The organism is Myxococcales bacterium (assembly GCA_012517325.1).
Classification (GTDB): domain Bacteria; phylum Lernaellota; class Lernaellaia; order Lernaellales; family Lernaellaceae; genus JAAYVF01.
Map to the genome: position 1 here is coordinate 1 of JAAYVF010000050.1, position 16,577 is coordinate 16,577.

A 16,577-nucleotide genomic window follows, 5' to 3' on the forward strand; every position below is an offset into this window, starting at 1 on the left:
ACTGATTCTGTTGCATCGATTGTTTTGGACAGCATTTTGAGTACACTGACAACCTCATTTTTCAATCTAGAATCGCCCTTTGAAAAATCAGCTACTTAGCTTGTCCAAAAGCCGGTTTTCAAATCGTTTTGGACAGTAGTGGCATTAAGTGATTATTATAAGTATTCAATGGTCTATTTATTCGATGGCATTCAGTTTGTCGATTCCAAATATCCGAAAAATTCGGAATATGCCATGGAAGATATGTGGGTTTCGCCTGGTGGCGATGCTTTTGTTGTCGGCTCATTTAAGGGTGTCATGCACTACGATGGTGAGAAGTGGAAAAGGATTCCCGGGCCGTGGTTGTGGAAGATTTACGGCTTTGCCGACCAGGGCACCGCGGGCGACATGATCGGGAAAGATTAATCCCTCTGGGGAATGTGGATTTTCTAAAACGACAAGCGCCGCCCCGGGCTTGTCTCAATCTTGCTTCAACACGTGGACTTCAACTGGTTCGCAAGCCGTTTGCCTCCCCCGGCAAACCATCTATAATTACCAGTTGACTGAACGCCTACCGTGGAGGTTGATCCATGTTTCGCAAGATGTTGCCGGTTTTCGTATTGGCCGGTTGGTTGTTGATGGCGACGGCGGCGACGGCCGCGCCGGTGACCGTCGAGGAAGTGCAGGCGGCGATCAAGGCGCAAGGCGCCCAGTGGACGGCGGGCGACAACGAGGCCGCGCAGATGCACGAGCTGTACGGCTGGTATCCGGCCAATCTGACCATGCCGATCCTGACCGGCAAGGAGCGCTATTTCCAGCCGCTCGAGACCGCGGATCTGCCCGCGCACCTGGATTGGCGCGACATGGACGGCAAGAATTACATCACCAAGGTCAAGAACCAGAATAGCTGCGGTTCGTGCTGGGCCTTCGCCACGGTCGGTCCGATCGAGGCGCACATCGCGATTCAGGAGAACTGGCCCGACATGGACATCAACCTGTCGGAACAGATGCTCGTCAGTTGCTGCCACTCGGTGGGCTGCAGCGGCTGCAACGGCGGTTTCACCACCAGTTCGTTCGACTTCGCCGAAAATCCCGGCCTGGTCGACGAGGATTGCTTCCCCTACAAACAAAACGATTCGGAGCCGTGCGACAACAAGTGCGGCGACTGGGCGGACCGCGTGTTCAAGATCGACAGTTGGGAAATCATCGGCGAGGGCGCCCTGGGCGCGATCCTGCCCGATCCCGCGGACATGATGGCCGCCCTGCAGTACGGCCCGGTCGGCACGAGCCTGGTCATCTATCCCGACTTTTACGATTACGAAAGCGGCATCTACACCACCGTGATCGGCATGCCCGAGGGCTTCCACGCCGTGACGATCGTCGGTTACGACGCCGACGAGCAATACTGGATCTGCAAAAACTCCTGGGGCTCCTTCTGGGGCGAAGACGGCTACTTCAAAATCAAATGGGGCGCGGCGTTCATCGGCGCGTTCACCATTCTGCCCCATTACACGGCCCAGGGCCTCAACCCCGGCGACGATGACGACGCCGACGACGATGCCGCCGACGACGATACCGGCGCCGACGACGATACCGGCGGCGGCCAGACCGACGACGACAACCAGTCCACGCCGACGCCCGACAAGTCGGACGACGATGACGACGACGACTCCGGCGGCTGCTCCTGAGCCAGCGGCCCCGTAGTTTTTCCCAAGCCATTCACGCGCCGCGGCGGGCGGGCGATTTTTTCCCATTGCGGGGGCACGAGCGATGACGGTATGCGCCGGCCATCTGGCCGTCCAGCTTCAGGACGTGACCGTGCGGATCGGCCCGCACCTCGTGCTGGATCGGGTCAGCGCGTCGATTCCCTGCCACGGCGTGACGGCGCTGGTGGGCCCGAACGGCGCCGGCAAATCGACGCTCATCGCCGCGCTGCTGGGCCTGCGCCCCTACCAGGGCCGGATGCTGTTCAGCAGTCACCTGAAAAACGGCCGGACGCGCCCCTTGTTCGGGTTGGTTCCCCAGAAGTTGGAGTTCGACGCCGACGCGCCGGTTTCGGTGCTCGATTTTTTGTGCCTGGCCGATCAGCGCCGGCCGATCTGGCTGGGCCGCGGCCGCCGCAGCGTGGCCAAGGCGCACGCGGCGCTCGCTTTCACCGGCGCCGAGAATCTGGCGCACAAGCCGCTGGGCGCGCTGTCGGGCGGCGAATTGAAGCGCGTGCTGGTGGCGGTCGCCCTGCGCAACGATCCCGACATTCTGCTGCTGGACGAGCCCGCGGCCGGCATGGATGCGCGCGCCGAGGAAATGTTCTGCGAGCTGCTCGATCGTTTTTCGGCGGATCACTCGCGGTCGGTGGTCTGGGTTTCGCACGACCTGTCGGCGGTGATGCGGCACGCCGATTACGTGATCGCGCTCCGGCAGCGGGTGCTGCTCGAGGGCAAGCCGCGCGAGGTGCTGACGCCGCATACCGTCACGTCGCTGTACGGATTGATGGCCATCGGCGCCGAGCCCGCCCATTGCGCCGATTGCGAAAAGCGCGAACCGCACCTGCACCTGGATGAAACGCCATGACCGCGCCGCTCTTCGCCTGGCTCGAACCGGCCTTCATGCAACGCGCCGCCCTGGCGATCCTATTTCTCGCCCCGGCCTGCGCGGCGATGGGCACGCACGTCATTCAGGCGCGCCTCGCGTTTTTTTCCGACGCCATCGCCCATAGCGCCTTCACCGGCGTGGCCATCGGCCTCGTGCTGGGCTGGTCGCCGCTGGCGACCCTGATCGGCTTCGCGATCCTGGTGGCCGGGGCGGTCATCCTTTACCGCGCCACCGGCCGGCTGCCGAGCGACACGGTCATCGGCGTGTTTTTGTCGGCTTCGATCGCGCTCGGCCTGGCGCTGGTCAGCCTGACCGGGCGCATCGGCAACTTTACGCCGTACCTCTTCGGCGACGTATTGGCCGTGACGCGGGGCGAGGTGATCGTTTCGGGGCTGCTGTGCGTCGCGGTCTTCGTCTTTCTCGGCCTGTTCGGCAACCGGCTGGCGCTGGCCGGCCTGTCGCACACGCTGGCGCGCGGCGAAGGCGTTCGCGTGCGGTCGCTGGAACTGGCGTTCGGCCTGCTGCTGGCGGTGCTGGTCGCGGTGACGGTGCGCTTCATCGGTGCGCTGCTGGTGACCGCGATGCTGCTGGTGCCGGCGGCGGCGGCGCGGCAGGCGGCGACGAGCGTCTGGGCCAATTTCTGGCTGGCGGTGGGCATCGCGGCGTTTTCCGGGCTGGCCGGCCTGTACGCCTCGTACCAATGGAACGTCGCCACCGGCGCCGCGATCGTGCTGGCCGGCATCGTTTGTTTCGCCGCCGGCGCCCTCGTCGGCCGCTGGCGAAAGGGAAAATAGGCGCCGCCGTTTTCATTTGACCGGCCCCCGCGTGGTCGGTGTACACTCCGAACCGGATCAACGCCGGATGAGCGCATTGCCGAAAATCTCGATCATCATTCCGTTCTACAACGCCGCGGGGACCCTGGACGCCTGCTTGCAGGGTTTGCAGCGCGAGCGCGAGATTCCGCTGGAAATCATTTGCGTCGACGACCGCAGCACCGACGATTCGGCGGCGATCGCGGCGCGGCACCCGGTCACCCTGGTGCAGATGATCCGGCGTTCCGGCGCCGCCGCCGCGCGCAACCTGGCGGCCTCGCTGGCGACCGGCGACCTGCTGTTTTTCGTCGACGCCGACGTGCTCGTGCCACCAGGGGTGATCGCGCGGATCGTCGCGCGCTTCGCCGCCGAGCCGGAACTGGACGCCCTGTTCGGCGCGTACACGATTTTTCCGGCCGCCGACAATTTCGCCACGGTTTATAAAAACCTCGCCCACCACTTCACGCACCTGACCAGCCGCCGCCGGGCCTCGACCTTCTGGTGCGGCTGCGGCGCGATCCGCCGCGCCTGCTTCGCTCGGGCGGGCGGGTTCGACGAGGGCTACGACGCGGCAAGCGTCGAGGACATCGACCTGGGTTATCGGCTGAAAAAACTCGGCGCCCGAGTTGCGCTCGACCCCGACCTGCGCGTCGTGCACGCCAAGCGCTACACCCTGCTGAGCCTGATCCGTTCGGATCTGCTCAACCGCGCCATCCCCTGGACCCGCCTCATGGTGCGCGAAAACGTTTTCACCCCCGATTTGAACCTACGGGTTCCCAACATTCTCTCGGGGGTGCTGCTGGCGCTGGTGCTGCCGCTGGCCTTGCTGACGTTTCTGTTCGTGCCCTGGCGGATCGCGGCGGTTTTCCTGGCGGCGCTGGCCGGCGCGTATCTGCTGATGAACTTTCGCGTCTGGTGGTACGTTTTCCGCCTCAAGGGTTTGCTGTTTTCGCTGCTTTTTCTGGCGATGTACAGCGTGACGTACGTCTACAGCGTCGTGGGTTTCGCGTTGGGAATCGGGATGTACCTGCTGGAAAAAAAGGGAAAGACCGCAGGCAAGTGAACCGCGCACCGGCTTGTTGGCATTGGCTCCCAAACGGGTGCCACGGCCTTCGATCCCTACACTAATCACTACTCATTGGGTGCCACGGCCTTCGATCCCCTTGGGATCGATGGCCGTGCTTTTTATTTGAGAATATCGATCGATCAAACCGACCAATCGTTATCATCCTAATACTCACTCAAGTCGATTCCATATTTCCCGACCACCTCCCACCAGCGGGCACTGGACCATTTCCATTCCAAAGGATCGTTCACCAAGCCGCGCCTGACGGGGTTGTAATGCAAGTATTCGATTTTTTGCCGTGCTTCCCCTTCCGTAAAGACATTTCGATCGTACCCGCCACCGGATTGCCAGAAATGAAACTCTTTTTTCCCGTCGGACCGTTGAATCGTCAATTTGCTCAGCCAATGGGGATCGTTTGCCGAAAGCCATGATTTAGCCACCCGGGATACCGGTTGCTTGATCGCCTGCAAAAAAGCGGAAATGTCGTATTCGTCCGTCTTGGGGTGAATGACCAGATGGATGTGTTCGGGCATGATCACGTAACCCCAAAGCGAATAATCCAAATTACGGCAAGTCTTCGATAAGGCGCTGAGAAACCAGTGGATCGGGCGTTGTTTGGTCAATAACGGTAGCCGTTGAAAACAAGAAAAAGTTAAAAAATGAGCCTGGCCCGGATCGTTGAAATGTTTGATTTTCTTTCGCGGCGTCGATTGCATGGAGGGATCGTATCGTTTTCAAAAAGAAAACGCACGGCCATCGATCCCATGGGGATCGAAGACCGTGGCACCCGACTCAAGGAATTCGTTTTCCTCGTCTTCCGCCGTGGGATTGTGTTCCGTTTTTCACCTAGTAAAGTAGGACCGAGCCGGCTGATCCGCCGACCGGATGAAGGAGACGATCATGCCCAAATCCATCGCCAAACTTACGCTATTGTTGCTCGCCTTGCTGCTGGCGCTGTCCCTTTCCGCCTGCGGCGACGACGATGACGATGACGACAACGTCGCCGTTGACGACGACGACAACGATTCGTCCGGCGACGACGATGATGATGACGACGATGACGATGACGACGACAACGATGATAACAACGACAATGACAACGACGATAACGACAACAACGATGATGATAACGACACCTGTGACCCCGATCCGCTGATCGGCTACACCTACGACGAAACCGGCGATCCCGGCCCGCTGCGCGAAAAGGCGATGGCGCACGACGCCTGGATCGAGGAATGGCACCTGCCCGATTACGGCTCCCACGTGCACGTCAAATTCACCGATGAAACCCAGACTGTCGTCGATCACTACGAAGGACACGGCGACTCGTGCATCTGGACCGGCACCTACATCGCCGGCCAGTCACTACGCTACCACGTCACCGGCGACGCCCAGGCCAAGGCCAACGTCGTGCGTTCGGCCGCGGCGCTCAGCCGCCACCTGCACGTGACCGGCAAAACCGGCTTCATCGCGCGGTACGACGGCCGGGCCGACAACCCGTTGCACTACAACGTGCTCGACAACTGCGCCGACGACGAAAACTGCCATCTCGTCGATTCGGGCCCCTTCGCCGGCGATTTCTGGATCGGCAACACCAGCCGCGACCAGTACACCGGCTGGTTCCTCGGCCTGACCTTCGCCTACGACCTGGTGGACGACGAAACCATGCGCGCCCAAATCCGCGCGGACCTGGCCGAGGTGCTCGACCAACTGATGGACGACAACTGGAAGATCATCGACGTCGACGGCCTGCCGAGCGGCAAGGCGCCGGATGTGCTGATTCCGATGCGGATGAGCTGGCTGATCGCCGGCTACAACGTCACCGGCGACGAGCGCTACCTGACCGAATTTAAAAAGCTGGAAACGCCGGCCATGCAAACGTTGTTCGCGCTCAACAACATCGCGTTTCCGAACCGGTACTTCGAGCAATACGGCCTCAACCTGTCGCACGAAAATTTCCTCGGCATGCTTCGGCTTTCGCAACCGTACTGCGATATCCACGAGTTCCTGCTCAATCAATTTCTACGGCAGCTCCGGCCGATCGTCGATCTGCAGCACAACCCGTGGTACACCGCCGTTTACCTGGCGCAGGGCGAACCGGACAGCGACGCCTGGGAGGCCAACCGCGAGCAGGTTCTTCTGGATTTGAGCGATTTTCCGGAAGCGCCCAAGGAAAGCTACGCGATGACGCCGCCGGCGGCGGAAATCGACCCGATTTCGCAACTGCTGGTCGATCTGGAAGAACAATTCCCGTGGCTGGAAGACCTGATCGGCACCGCCAGCCTACAGGCGAAGGAAGCCTACCGGGTCTGCTATCAATGCTGGTCGGGTTTTATCTTCCAGCACAGCATGTGGGAAATGGAATGCCCGGGAAGCGTGGACGATCCGAGCGCGGTCAATTCGGGCCACGATTACCTCGCGGCCTACTGGCTGGCCTCGGCGTACAAGGTGATCGGCAAGGAAGACTAGCCGGCGCCTCGTCACTATTCGTCGAGTGTGGCCAAACCGCACTGCTCGTCGACCAACTCCTTGCAGTGAACGCGCAAGACGTCGGTCGCGGCTTTCCCTTCGTTGTCCAAAATGCATTGGGCGATCTGCGCGCCCTTCAAGGTGCCTTTGAGACAATAGGAACAAGCCAGGGATTTTTGCGGATCGTCGGCCACGGCCTGGCAGTCGGTCGGGCCGGTAATGGCGTCGCACGCCGTCGGATTGCAATCCAACGTGGCGCCGGCGGTGTCGTCATCGTCGTCGTCGGAACCTGAAAAGCAGCCGCCGATCAGCAAACCGGCCGACAGCGCCAGCAAAAGCCACCCGTAACGCCTGAACATGAGGTTCCCTCGCGGTTGTCTTGGTCTCTTCGAGCCGCTATTTGGCCGTGAAGCCGGTTGCTTGTCAACGGTCGGCGAAAGGCTAATCCTCGGGCGCGATCACCCCGTAATGGCGGCCCAGCCAATAGGCGTGCAGGTAATCCGCCCCGCCGCCGTTGAAGTACGTCGACGCGCCCGAATCGATCACGAACGGGCTGTGGTTGAAATAGGTGAACGACGCCTCGTGCTCGAACAGCGGCGTGCCGTACAGGCCCTGGTAACGGCCGCCCTGGAACCAGTCGAATTTCCAGAACAGCGACGGCCAGGGCGAGGCGCACCACGCCGGGTCGATGCGTTGATCGAACTGGAATTGCTGCTTGGGATACGGGATTTCGCGCATCCCCCAGATCGCGTTTTCCAGCACGTTGTCCAACCCGGCCGACGGATTGGCGAACGAATAGGCGGCGATCGGCCACAACACCTGGCCGGTGACGCCGTTGAGCCGCATCCCGTTCACCCAACCCAGGCGCAGTTGCGTGCCCATCTCGACACCGGTTGCGTCGGCCAGGAACTGCAGAATCAGCGCGCCCACCGTGTTCAAATGCTGGCCCGACCAGTCCGAAACGCCCCAGAGGTAGAACATGCCGCCACCCGCGTCGGTCCAAAGCTGGTAAAGGACGCTCCACAGTTCGGTGAAGCGGTCGAGGAACCGCGTCTCGCCGGTGGTCAGGTAGGCCAGCAGATTGGCCTTGATCTCGTTGAATCCGTCATCGCGCGAAATCCCGCAGTAATCGGCCAGCCGGGCGGCGCGCAGGGCGATCGCCTCGCGGTAGCTGTCGTAGGCCGAGTCCGCGGGCAGATAGATGTACGAAAGCGTGTAGGAATAATAGAGGCCCTGGATCATGTCGTTGTTGCCGCCGGTCAACCAGTCGTACGCCTCGTACGGCGCCGCGCCCTGCACCCAATCCTTGTTGCCGTCGGCGACGTGCGGGCGCACCGCGCGGGCGAAGGTGGTGTCGTCCTGCGGAATATCGTGCGCGAGAATCATGCCGTCCAGCACCTTCAGCCAGTTGGCCAGCGCCGCCGCGTCGCTCGTTTCGAGGTAGCGGAACACCTGGCTCGCCAGATAGCAGCCCGACCACAACATGCCGTCGCCCGACTCGTCCCGCAGCAGCGGCTCGACGCCGACCGTCGCCTGCGCGTAGAACCCGGTCGGATTGAGGAAATACTGCGGCATTTCCTCGTCGAACCACGCCGCCTTTTCCGCCAGGGTCGGCCCGAAGGCCCGCGACCGGAGCATCGTTTCGGCCAGGCTGATGTCGTCGAGCCACTTGTTCACGACGCGGACGGCGTCCGGATGCTCGCGATACCAGGCGAAGTCGGTGTGATAGTGATGGTAGTAATGGATCGCGGCCTGAAATTCTTCGCGGTCGCGGTAGTCGTCGAAAAACGGCAGTTCATGATAGCCGGAGAGCAGCGCGAACAGCAGATTCCTGACGCCGTCGGGGACCGGCGGCGTATCCATCGGGTCGGTCGTGTCCTCGTCGATGAAAATCGGTTCCGCGCCGTTGGCTTCGCGGTAGGTCCAGGTCTCCGAACCGGCGTATTCGTAGGGGCTCGCTTCGTCGCTCGCGTAAAGCACCGCGTACGTGTCGTCGTCGGTCTGGCCGACCGTTCCGGCGATCGTCACCGGCAACCCGTCGTCTTCCGTACGCGTCAGATCGCCGTAAGTGACCATGAAATCGGCGACTTGCAGGGTCACCGACAGTTGTTCGCCCGTCAATTCGCCGGTCCAGGCCGTGTGCACCTCATACTGAACGTCTTTGTATGGGTCGGCGAACTCGAGTTCCGGATAAGTCGCCACGCGTAGAAACTGGATGCCTTTGCCCTCGGTCGGACGGATTTCGACCGTGCCGGTCAGATCGCCGTGCGTGTCGGAACCGGTGATCTCGTAAATGCCGTACGGCACGGGCGGGGGCGAGACATCGTCGTCGTCATCATCGTCGTCATCGTCGTTATCGTCATTGTCGTCATCGTCGTTATCGTCGTTATCATCGTCATCGCTGGTATCGTTGTCGTCATCGGCGGCGGCGTCATCATCGCCGGAATCATCATCGTCATTGCCGCAAGCGGCCAACAAGGCCACCATCCCGAGCAAAAGCGCCAGGATCAACAACACGCGGATCTTCATGGGTCACCTCCCCGACTGATAGGCGAGAATATCCTACACAGCCGCCGAAATGTTGTCACCTTCAACGAAACGGCGCCGCGATTCACTTTTTTTACAGTCATGGCATAATCCCCCGGTCGCCAGGGTCGGCGCGACAACCGAGGAACCGATGTCGTTACGCACTACCGAACGCTTCGCCGAGATCGATTTGCTCAAGGGCCTGGGTTGCGCGCTCATGCTGGTCGGGCATGCCATCCGCATCCGGATGCCCGCGCCGGGCGTGGCGGACAAACTGATCCTGCACCTGATGGATTTTTCCGGCCCGATGTTCTTTTTCGCCTCGGGCATGAACGTGATGACGTTTCTGGAGCGCAACGAGAAAAAGCCCGGCTTCAACGCGACCCGGTTTTACATCAACGCGGCCGTGCTGCTGTTTTTCCTCGGCTTCACCTACAACATCAACCGCGCCAGCCTGGGCTTCATGGACATCTTCCAGGGCGTGGCGGTCGCGACCGTCATGGTTTACCTGCTGATGCGCACGCGTATTCCGACCTGGCTGCACTTCATCATCATGCTGGCGATCTACGGTTTCTACCTGAATTTCCGCCTGCGGCTCGAAATGAACCAGATCATTCCGGGCTTTCACGAAATGCGGACCGCGATTCCGCCCGGCGCCGACATCCTTTATTTCCTCAAAAACCGCATTCTGATCAACCTGGTGCACGACGTGGGGCCGGCGCGGCGCTGGCTGTTTTTGAACTTTTCGCCGTTTTCGTGGGGCGTCTTCTTTTACACCGGGGCGCTTTGTTACCGCAGCATCGTGCAACGTCAAAAGAGCATCGTGCCCTGGGCGGTCTTTTTCGCGGCGCTCTTCGTCACCGCGCCGTGGGTGCTGCACAACCTGTTCGCGCCCGGCGGTTCGCTGCTGGACGCGGTGTTTCTGCCCAGCTTCCTCGACCTGATCCTGCGCGGCATTCCGAGTTACGTGATGATGACGCTGGGCGGCGCGGGGCTGACCTACCTGCTGATGCGCCGCTTTTATCGCGGCCACGACGCCGTCGGCAACCGGGCGGCGCGCTGGCTGCTGGCGCGGGTGGAACTGCTGGGCAAGGAAAGCCTGCTGTTTCTGGTCGTTCACTGGTGGGTGCTGGACACGATCATGATGATCCTGCAGTTCACCAATCTGGTGCTGGCGCGGCGGGCCGGCTACACCTTGGAAATAAACATCTACGCGCGGGCGTTGCTGACGCTGACGGGCACGGCGCTGATCATCCCCTGGTTCGCGAAAATCCGCGACCGCTGGAGCCGGTCCAGCCATTACGGCACGAAGATCGCCTTCCTGATGATCGCGACCTTGTTCCTGTCGCCGGTGTTCCTGTTCATCTCCCCGTCGCTGGGTCACTACCTGACCTACGGTTCCAGCTTCGGGTTCGCGTTCGTCTATCCCTATTTGCGCGGACGCCTGCGCGTGCGGTACACGAAACCGGTCGCGCCGCCTTCACCCGCCGAAGCCCAGGTCGGAGCGTGAAATAAACGGCGCCGCGGCTAGGTCCACCCGTCCCGCACCCATTCGATCAAATGTCCGCCCAGGCGGCCGCCGAGATGGCGCACGGCCTGACGGACGATGTGGCAATTCGGGTAGGGCGCCTCGTGCAGCGAAGCCCAGTCGTAAAGATAGGGAAACGCGAAGCAGGCTTGCGGCCGCCGGTGTGGCGCCTCTTTCACCAAACGGCAGCGGTTGGCGGCGCGATCGAACGCCCGGCAGGTGTACCACGAACCCTCGGCGGTCGGCGGCGGATCGGCCAGCGGCACGAAGTATTCCAACACGGCTTCGAGATCGGGCGGCAGGCCCTCGCGCTCGCCGCGCGCCAGGCGCCGGCGCCATTCGGCCAGGGTTTCGTCGGTGACGCTGAGGAAAAAGGCGCGGCAGCAGGTGCCGCAGCAGGCGCAGGCGATCTCCGCCGGCACGTCGTCCGGCACGCGGATCCGGCCCCACGGCGTTTCAAGCCAAGCCACGGGGGCGTTTATTCCTTGGTCGCCGTCACGTAATCCCACTCGGCCAGGGCGATGCGGAAATCGCCCACCGCGCCGATGAGATCCGACCGCGCCTTCTGGTAGGCGATCTGGGCGTCGAGCTGTTCGAGGCTCGTCGCCATGCCCAGTTCGGAACGCTTTTCGACGATTTCCAGGTTGGATTGCGAAAATTCGACCGCCTTGCGCGCCGACAGCACCCGCAGGCGGGCGCTCTTCAGATCGAAGCGCGAGGAATAAGCCTGTTGCAAAAAGGCGCGGTTGAACGTCTCGGCGGTCATCTCGGCCGCCTGCTTCTTGCGCACCGAATTGCCGATGCCCGTGATGGCTCCGATCCCCTGGAAGAGCGGAATTTCCACGCCGACGCCGACGGTCCAGTTGGTGTCGCCGTCGGGATTGAGGGTGTCGTTGGTTTCCCACTGGTAGTTGTAGGTGAAATTGACGTTCGGCAGCAGCTTGCCGACCGAGCCCACTTCGCCGGTGGTCGCCAGATCGACGTTGGTCGCCGCGGCGGCCACCGCCGGATGCGAGCCGATCGAGAGCGGCGCCTTGGCACCCGCGAGGCTGGCCTGCTCGGCAAGCTGCAACTGCTCGGCGGTGATCGCCAGGTCGATGTCCGGCAGCGTCCACTCGGCCTCGACGGGGCCGCCGATGATGTTCGCCAGCGACATCAGCGCCTGGGAATAGGCGTTTTCGGCCTCGGCCAGCGATCCCTCGGCGGTGGCGCTTTCCGCTTCCCACCGCAGCAGATCGCTTTGCGTGCCCGAGCCGACCTGCAGCCGCGCCTGGGCCAGGCGTAGCGACTCGCGGGCCAGATCGAGCGATTCGCGCGCCACGTCCTGCAGGGCGCGGGTTTTCAGCACGGTATAGAAGGCCTTCTTGGTGTTGAGCACGGTTTGCAGCCGGGTATCCTGCTCGCCGAGCCGGGCGCCGCGGCGGGCGAGAAAGGCCGAACGGATGGTCGTGTATTCCTGGCCGCCGTTGAAAATCGGCTGAATCACGTTGATCGCGCTGGCATAATTGTTTTTAAAAACCGTCCGCTTGCTGTTGTAGCCCATCTGCTTCAGCCGCTGATACTGCTGCTCGGCGTCGTCGTAGGTCTGGTCGTCCACCTTGCTCCAGCTCGTGTCGTAGGTCACGTGCGGCAGCCAGGCCGAAAAGGATTGCGCGAAACCCCAATCGGCGGCGTCGGCCTGATACTGGGAATCGCGCAACGAATAATTCTGCTTGAGCGCCAGATCCACCGCCTTCTCGAGCGTCAGTTCCTCGGCCGCGGCGGGCAGCGCCGCGCAAACGATCCCCAAGAAAAAGCAAACCACGATTTTCCGTATCATCGAAACTCTCCTCCGTGGGCGAAGCGACGAGCCGGATCAGACGATGTCCGCCTGGGGACGGCCTTCGGCCGCGTGTTCGGGCGCTTCATCCAGCCATTGGCGCAGCGTTTTACCCGCGTACGGATCGCCGCGCTCGAAACATTCCGCCACTCTGTTCAGGTAGTTGACCTCCGTCTCGAGGTGGACGGAGTTGTGCTCGATCAATAATTGCGCAATGGGATTGCCTTCGTGACTCCGGTGGATCTTGGCCAAGGCGGCGCGGGCTTCGCCGACGCGTTCCGCCCGGTGCCGCAACAAACTCGCCACGCGCTTCGGGTCGAGGCCGCCGGCGAAGAACAAGCTGACGTCGAGCAGATAGTAAATCTGCTGCAGGGCGGTCAGGCTTTCCTCCAACATTTTTAAAAACGCGGCGCGGCCCCGATCGGTGATCCGGTAAATGGTGCGTTCCGGCTGCGCGCCGGCCTTTTCCTCGCGCACCGGCTCGACCAACCGATCGGCGGACAACTTTTCCAGCGCGTAGTAGATCGAGCCGAATTTGATGTTCGCGAAGGGTCCCATGAACCGTTCCATGAATTTCTTCAGTTCGTAGCCGTAAAATTCCTTCTCCTTTAGAAACCCGAGAATGGCCAATTGGACATTCAAAACGAATTTTTTATTGCGATTCATGGTTACCTTCTTTCGCGGTACGCCGAAAAATTATAAAATTAATATATTCAACCTTGAATAGAACGTCAATTTTATTTCTTTTCTTGTCACCAACCGGCTTTTTTCCTATTGTCCGGAAAACAGTCCGAAAAAGGATGTCCCCGTTGCGGCGAGTATCGCGTAATTACCGCTTTTTACCGTTGTTGCTGATTCTGGCCGCCGCGGCCTGCTCGCCGTCCGCCTCCTCCTATTCGACCTCGCTGTTCCGTTTTCAGGAAGCCGAGCCGTCGATCCTGTTGGTATCCGTGCCGGACGAACTGGATCTGGCTACATCGCACCCCACACTCGCCGGCGCGGCGGGAAATGAGATCGAAAGCCGATCCGTGCCGCTTTCGCTGGCCGAATTGCCCGCCGCCTGGGCCGGACCGCTGGCCCGCACCCTGCGGTTTTTCAAGGACGCGCCCTTGCGGGCCGGAGGCGACGCCGCGCCCTGGGTCCGGCGTCTGCGCGCGGATCCGCGTCGCGCGGGCGAACCGGATTATCAATTGCTGCCGCCCTATCGCACGCCACAGCCGGCGCGCGATCCGTTGGCCGCGCCGCCGCCCGGCGAAACGGATTTGGACACCGGCCACCGTTTTTGCCTGGTGGGCGGCGAACGGATTGCCGACCAGTTGCCGTGCCCGCAGTGGTTCGCGTTCGATCCGGCGGCGATCGCCCGCCGGTTCGGCGTGACGCAAATGCTGCTGGTCACGGTGGAACAGGTTCGGGTGTACGACACGTCCGGGCGGCCGGGCGTTTCGGCGCGGCTGGGCGGCTACCTTGTGGACCTGCAAAAACCGCTTCTGGCCGCGCGGTTTCTCGACGATCTCGACCTCGTTCGGCCCGACGGTCCCGCCGGGATGGAAGCCGCGCTTTGCGGTTCGCTCGCCGAGTTGCGGGCCGACGATTGGGCGCCGTTGCGCCGCACCCTGGCGCGCCTGGGCGAACGCTGGGGCTTCGTGCTGGCGGCCCGCCTGGGTTGGATCGGTCCCGATCGCCTGCAAGAGGAAGTCGCGCGCTGGACGCGGGAAAACGCCGCGGCGCTCGATCGCGCCCGCTAGCTTCTCTCGCTACTTCGCCAGCAGTTTCGCCATCCAGGCGATCGTTTCATCGACGTAGAGGTTGAAAAACGGCAGGTCGTGCCGGCCCGGCCGGATGTGATCGGGCGGTTCCAGTTCGGCGCCGGCCTTGGTCGCCAGCTCGTCGAAAATCGGCGACTGGGCGTCGATGTTGAAATCGTCCTGGTCGCCCGCCACGTACCAGATGTGGGTGCCGTGCAGGTCGACCGGCTTGTCGCGCAGGCGATCGACCGGGTTGTTCGCGCGCACGCGCTCCCAGACCGGCCGGTCCTCCGTCCAGACGTCGCCGCGGTATTTGTCGGAATCGAAAACCGGCAGCAGAAACAGCCGCTCGGTGAACATCCGGCCCTTGATGCCGCCGTTGGTGGTCATGCGGCGGTTGGGGTCGTCGGTGGTCAGCGGCCGGTAGCACTGGGGATCGTAATCGGCGAGGCGGTCGCCGTTGCAGCTATAGCGCAGGTCGAGCCCCGGGTAGAACGCGCCGACGTTCGGGAACCGCCGCGGATCGTCGAGCAGGAAATTCAGCGCGATGGTGCCGCCCATCGAACCGCCCAGCAGGAAGGTCTTGGCCGGCGCGTCGCTCGCCCGGTAGTTTTGCAGGATGAACGGCAGCAATTCCCGGGTGAAGTGATCGGCGAACCGGCCCTGGTTGGAATTGACGCCCCAACTGCCGCCGTTTTCGTCCCACGGCGTGGTCAGGTCGTCCAGGCCGGTGCCGCCCAGGGTGAAGTCGGGAAACACGGTGATCGCCTTGGGCAGGCGGCCGGCCCGCTGCGCCTCGTCGAGCGCCGCCGCGAAGATCGCCACCGAATGATGAGGCCGCTGACCGAAGCCGTGAATGGCCACGATCACCGGCAACGGCTCGCCCCGATCGTCGTAACCGGCCGGCAAATGCACGAACAACTGCCGCGGCGAACGCACCAGCTTGCTGACGAATCCGGGTTGGCAACGGACGCGCTGGCCGGTGACCGTGATGCCGTTTTGCGGATCGGGAAGGTGATCGCCCGCCGCGCAACCGAAATCGGAATAGAACACCAGTTCGCCCGGCCCGTTATAGACCACCGGCGGCGAGGCCCAGGCCACCCAGCGCATGTTTTCCGGCACCCACTCGGGCTGCTCGCTTTTCGCCGGCGTCCGTTTTTGCTGCCCGGCCCAGATGAAAAACGCAACCGCCAGCGCCACGACGACCAACACCGGCGTCAGGCAGCCGAGCAGCAACCAACGGCGCGGCCGCGGCGGTATTTCCGGGGTGGATGCTTCGCTCATCGAATCCTCGGGCGGCGAAAAACGTCGGTTCAGGCCAGCCGAAGGCTGAGCAGGAATTTCGGCGCGCTGGACAGCCGGAAGTAGGTGATCGACCGCGACACGATCCGCCCGGTGTCGTGCTCGGAAAGCGTGCCGTAGCAGGTCGTATGGGTGCGGTGCAGGTTCCAGGGACGGATTTCGACCTTTTCGCCGATGTACAAGTAGCGTTTGCCGTTGGCTTCGAAGGTGAAGGTGTAGCGGATTTTCGCCTCGGTGAAATACAGCAGTTCCAGCGAACCGACCATCGGCGCGTTATCGCAGAGACCTTCGACGGTGACGAAGCCTTGCAGGTCGTTGTAAAGGAATTTTCCGCCCAGCGGGTTGAAGAATTCGGTCAGGTGCTTCGGCCCCCAGGTGCCGTGAAATTCCATGAATTTCTGCCCCGGTTCGCCCTGGCCGGCCTCGAATTCGTGGGTGCCGGTCATCACTTCTTCCATGGCGAAACCCAGGCGCTTTTCGGCGATCATGTTCTTCAGGTCTTGCAGACGGCCCATTTTGCGCTCCCGGTGCGGTGTTGATGAAAAGGCACCGAATTATGACCGCAAACGGCCCCGGCTGGCAAGGCGCGAACCGCGTTTTGTTTATACTTAGGCAATATGTCCCCTCAACTGTGCAGCAAAAATGTCCCCTTGGTTACGTAGAGTTCGGAGCCGAGGCCTGATAGACCCACGTCCAGTTGGTTGTTCCCTTTCGATTTTCCGTTTTGCATCGGGCTTTG

Annotated in this window: 14 protein-coding genes and 2 pseudogenes; 8 read left to right on the forward strand and 8 right to left on the reverse strand. The window is 62.0% G+C overall.

Annotated elements, in window-relative coordinates:
• Positions 1–168 precede the first annotated feature (168 nt).
• From GX444_09335 to GX444_09355, 5 genes are all read left to right on the forward strand, one after another.
• The gene (locus GX444_09335) at positions 169–405 is read left to right on the forward strand and encodes a hypothetical protein (protein NLH48793.1); all 237 of its coding nucleotides are present in this window, start codon (positions 169–171) and stop codon (positions 403–405) included.
• A gap of 164 nt (positions 406–569) precedes the next feature.
• Positions 570–1,667 carry a hypothetical protein gene (locus GX444_09340; GenBank protein ID NLH48794.1) on the forward strand — a complete coding sequence of 366 codons (1,098 nt, stop codon included), beginning with the start codon at positions 570–572 and terminating at the stop codon, positions 1,665–1,667.
• An 82-nt stretch (positions 1,668–1,749) separates the two neighbouring features.
• Positions 1,750–2,550 carry a metal ABC transporter ATP-binding protein gene (locus GX444_09345; GenBank protein NLH48795.1) on the forward strand — a complete coding sequence of 267 codons (801 nt, stop codon included), beginning with the start codon at positions 1,750–1,752 and terminating at the stop codon, positions 2,548–2,550.
• Entirely contained in the window at positions 2,547–3,365 is an 819-nt protein-coding gene (locus GX444_09350) for a metal ABC transporter permease (GenBank protein ID NLH48796.1), read from the forward strand. The genes GX444_09345 and GX444_09350 overlap by 4 nt, the downstream gene beginning before the upstream one ends.
• Positions 3,366–3,432: 67 nt before the next feature.
• Positions 3,433–4,446, forward strand: a complete 1,014-nt coding sequence (locus GX444_09355; GenBank protein NLH48797.1) for a glycosyltransferase — start codon at positions 3,433–3,435, stop codon at positions 4,444–4,446.
• 167 nt (positions 4,447–4,613) lie between these two features.
• On the opposite strand, the gene GX444_09360 is transcribed toward GX444_09355, so the two are convergent.
• Positions 4,614–5,165, reverse strand: a complete 552-nt coding sequence (locus GX444_09360; protein NLH48798.1) for a hypothetical protein — start codon at positions 5,163–5,165, stop codon at positions 4,614–4,616.
• Between the two features lie 292 nt (positions 5,166–5,457).
• Here GX444_09360 and GX444_09365 point away from each other — a divergent pair.
• Positions 5,458–5,583, forward strand: a pseudogene (locus GX444_09365) (ATPase).
• A gap of 1,349 nt (positions 5,584–6,932) precedes the next feature.
• On the opposite strand, the gene GX444_09370 reads toward GX444_09365, so the two are convergent.
• Positions 6,933–7,277, reverse strand: a complete 345-nt coding sequence (locus GX444_09370) for a hypothetical protein (protein NLH48799.1) — start codon at positions 7,275–7,277, stop codon at positions 6,933–6,935.
• 1,963 nt (positions 7,278–9,240) lie between these two features.
• Positions 9,241–9,375, reverse strand: a pseudogene (locus GX444_09375) (ATPase).
• 220 nt (positions 9,376–9,595) lie between these two features.
• Here GX444_09375 and GX444_09380 point away from each other — a divergent pair.
• Positions 9,596–10,954, forward strand: a complete 1,359-nt coding sequence (locus tag GX444_09380; GenBank protein NLH48800.1) for a hypothetical protein — start codon at positions 9,596–9,598, stop codon at positions 10,952–10,954.
• Between the two features lie 17 nt (positions 10,955–10,971).
• On the opposite strand, the gene GX444_09385 is transcribed toward GX444_09380, so the two are convergent.
• The 3 genes from GX444_09385 to GX444_09395 are packed head-to-tail and all read right to left on the reverse strand — an operon-like array spanning position 10,972 to position 13,457.
• Positions 10,972–11,442 (reverse strand): hypothetical protein, encoded by a 471-nt coding sequence (locus tag GX444_09385; GenBank protein NLH48801.1) that lies wholly within the window; start codon positions 11,440–11,442, stop codon positions 10,972–10,974.
• 8 nt (positions 11,443–11,450) lie between these two features.
• Positions 11,451–12,791 carry a TolC family protein gene (locus tag GX444_09390; GenBank protein ID NLH48802.1) on the reverse strand — a complete coding sequence of 447 codons (1,341 nt, stop codon included), beginning with the start codon at positions 12,789–12,791 and terminating at the stop codon, positions 11,451–11,453.
• A 36-nt stretch (positions 12,792–12,827) separates the two neighbouring features.
• Complete coding sequence (locus tag GX444_09395; protein NLH48803.1) at positions 12,828–13,457, reverse strand: PadR family transcriptional regulator; 630 nt, start codon at positions 13,455–13,457, stop codon at positions 12,828–12,830.
• 143 nt (positions 13,458–13,600) lie between these two features.
• Between GX444_09395 and GX444_09400 the strand changes: the two genes are divergently transcribed.
• Positions 13,601–14,536 (forward strand): hypothetical protein, encoded by a 936-nt coding sequence (locus tag GX444_09400; GenBank protein ID NLH48804.1) that lies wholly within the window; start codon positions 13,601–13,603, stop codon positions 14,534–14,536.
• 9 nt (positions 14,537–14,545) lie between these two features.
• Here the strand turns inward: GX444_09400 and GX444_09405 are convergent, their stop codons facing one another.
• Both GX444_09405 and GX444_09410 read right to left on the reverse strand, forming a co-directional pair.
• Positions 14,546–15,820: a hypothetical protein gene (locus tag GX444_09405; protein ID NLH48805.1), complete on the reverse strand. Its 1,275-nt coding sequence runs from the start codon at positions 15,818–15,820 to the stop codon at positions 14,546–14,548.
• 29 nt (positions 15,821–15,849) lie between these two features.
• Positions 15,850–16,353, reverse strand: coding sequence for a hypothetical protein (locus GX444_09410; GenBank protein NLH48806.1), 504 nt, complete (start codon positions 16,351–16,353; stop codon positions 15,850–15,852).
• Between the last annotated feature and the right edge of the window lie 224 nt (positions 16,354–16,577).

Excerpts from the sequence above, each read along its gene's own strand:
- GX444_09335 (NLH48793.1), top strand. The coding sequence starts at position 169 with ATGGTCTATTTATTCGATGGCATTCAGTTTGTCGATTCCAAATATCCG.
- GX444_09340 (NLH48794.1), top strand. The coding sequence starts at position 570 with ATGTTTCGCAAGATGTTGCCGGTTTTCGTATTGGCCGGTTGGTTGTTG.
- GX444_09345 (NLH48795.1), top strand. The coding sequence starts at position 1,750 with ATGACGGTATGCGCCGGCCATCTGGCCGTCCAGCTTCAGGACGTGACC.
- GX444_09350 (NLH48796.1), top strand. The coding sequence starts at position 2,547 with ATGACCGCGCCGCTCTTCGCCTGGCTCGAACCGGCCTTCATGCAACGC.
- GX444_09355 (NLH48797.1), top strand. The coding sequence starts at position 3,433 with ATGAGCGCATTGCCGAAAATCTCGATCATCATTCCGTTCTACAACGCC.
- GX444_09360 (NLH48798.1), bottom strand. The coding sequence starts at position 5,165 with ATGCAATCGACGCCGCGAAAGAAAATCAAACATTTCAACGATCCGGGC.
- GX444_09370 (NLH48799.1), bottom strand. The coding sequence starts at position 7,277 with ATGTTCAGGCGTTACGGGTGGCTTTTGCTGGCGCTGTCGGCCGGTTTG.
- GX444_09380 (NLH48800.1), top strand. The coding sequence starts at position 9,596 with ATGTCGTTACGCACTACCGAACGCTTCGCCGAGATCGATTTGCTCAAG.
- GX444_09390 (NLH48802.1), bottom strand. The coding sequence starts at position 12,791 with ATGATACGGAAAATCGTGGTTTGCTTTTTCTTGGGGATCGTTTGCGCG.
- GX444_09395 (NLH48803.1), bottom strand. The coding sequence starts at position 13,457 with ATGAATCGCAATAAAAAATTCGTTTTGAATGTCCAATTGGCCATTCTC.
- GX444_09405 (NLH48805.1), bottom strand. The coding sequence starts at position 15,820 with ATGAGCGAAGCATCCACCCCGGAAATACCGCCGCGGCCGCGCCGTTGG.
- GX444_09410 (NLH48806.1), bottom strand. The coding sequence starts at position 16,353 with ATGGGCCGTCTGCAAGACCTGAAGAACATGATCGCCGAAAAGCGCCTG.